Below are 5,051 nucleotides of genomic sequence, written 5' to 3'. Positions count from 1 at the left end.
CCTTTTATGGATTGAACTAACTGAATGACATCCCCAAATTCAGTTCTTGAATTCCAGTGAAATTCATTTTTCCTTGTATCGATTACAAATGAATCGTGCTCCGTCCAGGTATAACTATAGCTTCCTGTACGCTTTAACTCTATGCCTAGTTGCTCTGCAACAGAAATAATAGATAATCTTTTGGCTTCCTCTTTGCTTAATGCCATCTGTTACCTCCCTACAATGAAAATTCTGCCCCTTCTTTTTCTGCTACTATATCTTGTGTCTGTTCTTTCTCAAGTTCTTTGGCTACTACAAAACGGTTTAAATCAGGAAAATGGAGTTGGGCTTGTTTTAGCTTATCATGAATTAACAAGTTCTCGTCGATATGATAGACTGCTTCCTGATGGCCATTAAATCCTTTCTCTAGATCAATATCATCAAAGCGGATAACAGCCAACTCTGTCAAACTTCCCTTATACCAAGCTCCAATCTCACTTTCAAGATAAAACCGAACGGATTCTCTATCTTCCGTCTTTGTATCCCGTAAATAAGCTAGTTCCCAGCTTTCACCCTGAGAATATCCAGTGACCTCTTGAACGATTAACTCCTGATTATTCGTTCCTAAAATTTGGTTAATATCTCCTAAACGTGGTACTAGAATTTCCTGAGCTAGTGAAACGGCTTCTGTACCATAGTTAAAAAACTCATATTGTTCTCTATCTTCTACATAGTTCCTAACGAAATCTGAATAATGAGGGAAACGCTCCTGAAAACTAGGTGAAATCATCCCATAAATATAAGCTTGTTTTAATGTTTCAAACTGAGCTATTTGATAATATGAGGAATCAAGCTTACCCTCTTGATTCAACAGTTCCTTGATATTTTCTGGAAGTTGAATGGGTTCTGAATCTGGCCAAGTTTTCTTAGAATAGTTGATTACTTCTTCGTAGAGAATCATATCAATCTCTGGATTCTTCATTTCAAACAAAACATCTACAATTTGAGCTGATTCTGAAAGATTGGAACGATAATCAGTAATCAAGCCATCTTTACGAACCTCCCATTCCTCAACCTGAGCATTTTCTGGAGTTCGTAGTAACAATACCTCCTCAGCTTCTAGATCAACTCCAATGACCTGATCGCCATTCGGTAGCTGATCCATCTCCAATTCCTGGATCTTAGCATCTAATTGATTATTAACCTGAAGCAAGTCTTGTTTCAAGTGAAATAATTCTTCTGCATTGACTTGTAATTCCTCAAAGTACTCTCTGGAGATCTTCACTGGTCGAACCAATAAATCTTTCTCTCGTTGCTCTTGAGGATATGAAAATAAGTAGGGGGCAACTTCTTTGAAATCTTGATAATTCATCCATTTTATAGATTCAGTAACAATCATATTCTGGACATCGATGACATCTGTATGAGGAGTAATCCAGCCAGATAAAGCTAACTCTTTTACTGCTTCAGAGAGAGGGTAAGAAGGGATATGTTCTAAAATCCCCTCAAAATAACCAATCCCTCGTGCAGTCTCCTCCTCAACTTCACGCTTCATTCGTTTAAATTGTTTTTGTGGTAATGTATTCACAGTTTTTCCTTTCATTTTTGAAGTGATATGTTTTAATGTTATAATAGTTGGTAGATAAACTCTGAAAGAGATAATTTAATATTAGAAGAAAGAGGTAAGATATGTCATATACATACCCCGAAGCATACAGCATTGAATTAGAACACAATATTGAACCAATGGATGCTTACAATTTATCTTTAGATAAAATATTGAAAAACAAGCATAATTTCCAGTGTGACAAAAATTGTCCATTTGGACTTACACTAATAAACTTTGGTAAGTCTCCTTATACAAAGGAGCCACATTTCCGAACCAGTAACTTTGACCAAGTACATTCAGTCAACTGTCCCGTAGTACAAAATCGATATGAGAAACGGGCGCAGGAAACAACGATAGAAGAAAGTTATACATTTGAACGGGACAAAAATACTGTTAAAGTAGATATTAATTTGGTTACAGCTACATTTACAGAAATAACTAATTCATTAAAAACAGAAGAACAAGTCTCAACTGAAATAAGGTCGAAAAAATCTACTACTTCTAATAACATATCGGAAAAGACCTTCAATAGTCATGTAAAATCTCTAAGTCGTCTGGTTCAACTTTATAAAGAGTTTAAATCTGGAGAAAAATATACCTTTTTAGATTCTTCAGGAAACAAATTAAATCTTGACTTGTACTTTCAAAATTTAGATAATAACTCACTCATCAACGAGCATGAAACAAAAGTTTACTTTGCAAAAGCTACGGTTCGATACGTTAAAGCTGATCAAGAAAAAGATTCTTATTTTTTAATTAGAATCAAACAAAGTTGCCAAATGGACAACTTAATAATACCTCCAACATTCATAATTAATGAGAGCCTAGCTAATCAACAAGGAGTCAAACAAAGACTAGAAACTTTAAAAAAGGCTGACAAAAAGAAGAAAGAACTCACTATTTATTATCTTGGGCCATTTAAAAAATACAAAAACAGTTATATAAATGCTTCTATCCCTCATGAAAAAATACTAAGACACATTGTGCTATCTAGTTCTTAGTTTCTATATAGCCAAGTTCGTCTGTAGAAAAACCAACAATCTTATAGAAGCCTATGGCTCCAAAAGTTTCTAATAAATGAGTTTCCGCTACCCTTTTAGCTGTATCAAAATCACGAAAAAAACCTGCATGAGCAAAATTTTCATGCCAGGTTATTTTTTCGCCTTCCTGATGCAGCCACACATACTGATCCCAATTTATAGCAATTAAAACGCAATAAGAATCATAAAATTCCATTAGATTTCCTTTCTTTCCTAACTGACTTTAAGAGGAACTTCCTAAACTTCCTTAATCTCAATATGAATAACATTTTCTTCCCCAACCTGGTCTTTCCACTCATCAATATCACTCAGATAGCGCTTATATCGATACCAATTGTCATCGTTTGGGCCATTGCTTAGGAGATTAGCTCTTGGATGCGTATCCAGGTTAAATTTTTGATCTCGAAAGACATTTTGTTTGGATAGGAAGAGTAAGGCTTCTGTTGTTCCAATCGTTGCCACCTCATGCGGTGTCAACAGTTCTCGACCAATTTTAGAGTTCTGCTTAGAACTGCTGGCATTTCTTCCTCTGCTCTCACTATAATTCTGATCATTCAAAGTTTGCTTCCCTGATCGCTCAGATAGGTACTTAAGCGTGTCTAAGTCATTTGAACCTAAATAAAGAATAGCACCACAGTTATTGATAATCGTCTTCGTATTTTCTTTACCATATAATACTTCAATCTGACTTTGAGATTGTACCATCATCTTGATAGAAATCTCTCGAGAACGAATAACTGAGATAATTGGTGGTAAATTAGGAATCTTCCCAATCTGACCAAACTCATCCGCCCACACCTGTAGATGCAATAAGTCTTCCTTGGTCTTTGTTGGATGCTCACCTAATATAACTGCATCTGCAGTTTTTATTAGCACATCAAAAATGGTACTAAAAAGAAGGGCAGATAAGAACTGGTAAGCTGGATCCACTTCTGGAATATGAATAAAAACTGCTGTTTTCTCAATATTCCATTTTTCAATCTCGAGTGTATCCTTTTCAATAATCTTTCTTAGTTGCTCATGATCAAATACTGAGAAGGTTGTTGCAAAGATAGCATAAACAGAAGCCCGTGTTTGGCCATCAAAGTTTTTATTGAATAGATCCCACTGTCTACTAGCATAATTCCCTTGACTCCTTCTCTCCAGGTCTTCAAACATCAATTCAACAGGACTCTCCGCTTCTGGATGATTTCTTCTCAATTCTCGAATCATATCTGTAACCTGCCCTAAATTAGGCAGATAGTGATCGAGCTTACCATCAAAATAAAGATAGCCAATTAGAGAACGCATCAGGAGTTTATTGGCTGCTGGCCAAAAAGGATCTCCCTCATGACCATTTCTGTTGAGAGACTCTGTAATAGCCTCTGCCACTCGATCTATATCCATTTCATTATGAATATATCTAAAAACATTGAAACCATCTGAATTCAAGAAACTAATCAAATCAAAAATCTTCATCTTATAGCCTTTTTCTATAAGAGACTTCCCTGTTTCATGAATCAAAATCCCTTTGGTATCTGTGGTTACAAAACTAGAATTTCCTTGTAAAATATTTGGTTTTACAGCACTACGAGTCTTCGAATCCCCTGTACCACCATACACCAAAATATTTTTATTAATCTGATTTTCAAAGCTCAATCGGTTATTAAATAGTCCCATCTGGCTATTTTGAGTAAAGATCATATTCTTTTCAGGATCTTCATCTCGGAATCTCACCAACTCTTCTTTCGTTGCAAAGCGAGCTGATCCATGTTCCTCCCCATACCTGTATGTACCTGTATCTGTTACTCTCAAATACAACAGAAAAGCAATCAAAAACCCACTCATACCAATCAATAAAGAAGTTGGTGTGAATTGAAAATCAAACCAAGATTTATCGCTCAGATGATCGCTCATCCAGTTAAACTTCCCAAGACCAAATACATCCGTTACTGAGTCTGTATCAGGTGCCAACAGCCATAGTTTAAAGAGCCAATGAAAGAGGTAGAATAGACCAATGCCTAACAACAAATACGGTCTAAATCTCCGTTTCTTCTTTTCTGTAATCACTTCATTTTCCCTCCAATCTGTGGTTCGATATTTTCTGGAAGAACAAACTCCTTCGTATGAATGTTTACCTGGAGGGAATTGATTTTCTCTTGTTCAACTGCTTTGAAATGTTTCAATTTCTCCTCAAAAGAAGTCGTTTTCCCATTTTTAAGGTTTCTCTCATTGAATCCTTTAGGATCTCTTGTGATGCCTTCTAGGACATCCTTAAAAGCTTGTTCGACAACACCTTTATCTTTTGCATTAAAAGCCAAGGTTGTCTTTCCATCTGGATGAGTATAAAAAGAAAAGCCAATCCCGTATTGGCCCAGTTCTTTTCGAACTGCCTCGAGATTGACTTCATTATGTAGTAATTGCTGGACTTCTTTAGCATCTGC

The 5,051-nt window shown here is 35.9% G+C and carries 5 protein-coding genes and 1 pseudogene; 1 reads left to right on the top strand and 5 read right to left on the bottom strand.

Features of this window, described 5'->3' with window-relative positions; genetic code table 11:
• Positions 1–206 (bottom strand): annotated as a pseudogene (locus HMPREF2837_RS00960) (hypothetical protein); the annotation flags it as partial.
• Between the two features lie 11 nt (positions 207–217).
• On the bottom strand, positions 218–1,567 hold the full coding sequence (locus HMPREF2837_RS00955) for a hypothetical protein (RefSeq protein WP_061087887.1): 1,350 nt from the start codon (positions 1,565–1,567) through the stop codon (positions 218–220).
• Between the two features lie 101 nt (positions 1,568–1,668).
• On the opposite strand from HMPREF2837_RS00955, the gene HMPREF2837_RS00950 reads away from it, so the two are divergent.
• The gene (locus HMPREF2837_RS00950; protein ID WP_061087886.1) at positions 1,669–2,589 is read left to right on the top strand and encodes a hypothetical protein; all 921 of its coding nucleotides are present in this window, start codon (positions 1,669–1,671) and stop codon (positions 2,587–2,589) included.
• On the opposite strand, the gene HMPREF2837_RS00945 is transcribed toward HMPREF2837_RS00950, so the two are convergent.
• The 3 genes from HMPREF2837_RS00945 to HMPREF2837_RS00935 form a co-directional block, all read right to left on the bottom strand.
• Positions 2,579–2,824: a hypothetical protein gene (locus HMPREF2837_RS00945; protein ID WP_061087885.1), complete on the bottom strand. Its 246-nt coding sequence runs from the start codon at positions 2,822–2,824 to the stop codon at positions 2,579–2,581. The genes HMPREF2837_RS00950 and HMPREF2837_RS00945 overlap by 11 nt on opposite strands.
• A 41-nt stretch (positions 2,825–2,865) precedes the next feature.
• Complete coding sequence (locus tag HMPREF2837_RS00940; protein ID WP_061087884.1) at positions 2,866–4,677, bottom strand: VirD4-like conjugal transfer protein, CD1115 family; 1,812 nt, start codon at positions 4,675–4,677, stop codon at positions 2,866–2,868.
• Positions 4,674–5,051 (bottom strand): DUF3801 domain-containing protein (locus HMPREF2837_RS00935; protein ID WP_075230528.1); only part of this gene is annotated, 378 nt, incomplete at its 5' end. The genes HMPREF2837_RS00935 and HMPREF2837_RS00940, both read right to left, overlap by 4 nt.

It is taken from the genome of Streptococcus sp. HMSC071D03 (assembly GCF_001812125.1).
Lineage (GTDB): Bacteria > Bacillota > Bacilli > Lactobacillales > Streptococcaceae > Streptococcus > Streptococcus pseudopneumoniae_N.
Note: the sequence above shows the minus strand (reverse complement) of the source record. Positions and strands in the feature narration are given on the sequence as shown.

What these genes read in the sequence shown, in the direction of transcription:
- HMPREF2837_RS00950 (WP_061087886.1), top strand. Translation starts at nt 1,669, where the DNA reads ATGTCATATACATACCCCGAAGCATACAGCATTGAATTAGAACACAAT.
- HMPREF2837_RS00945 (WP_061087885.1), bottom strand. Translation starts at nt 2,824, where the DNA reads ATGGAATTTTATGATTCTTATTGCGTTTTAATTGCTATAAATTGGGAT.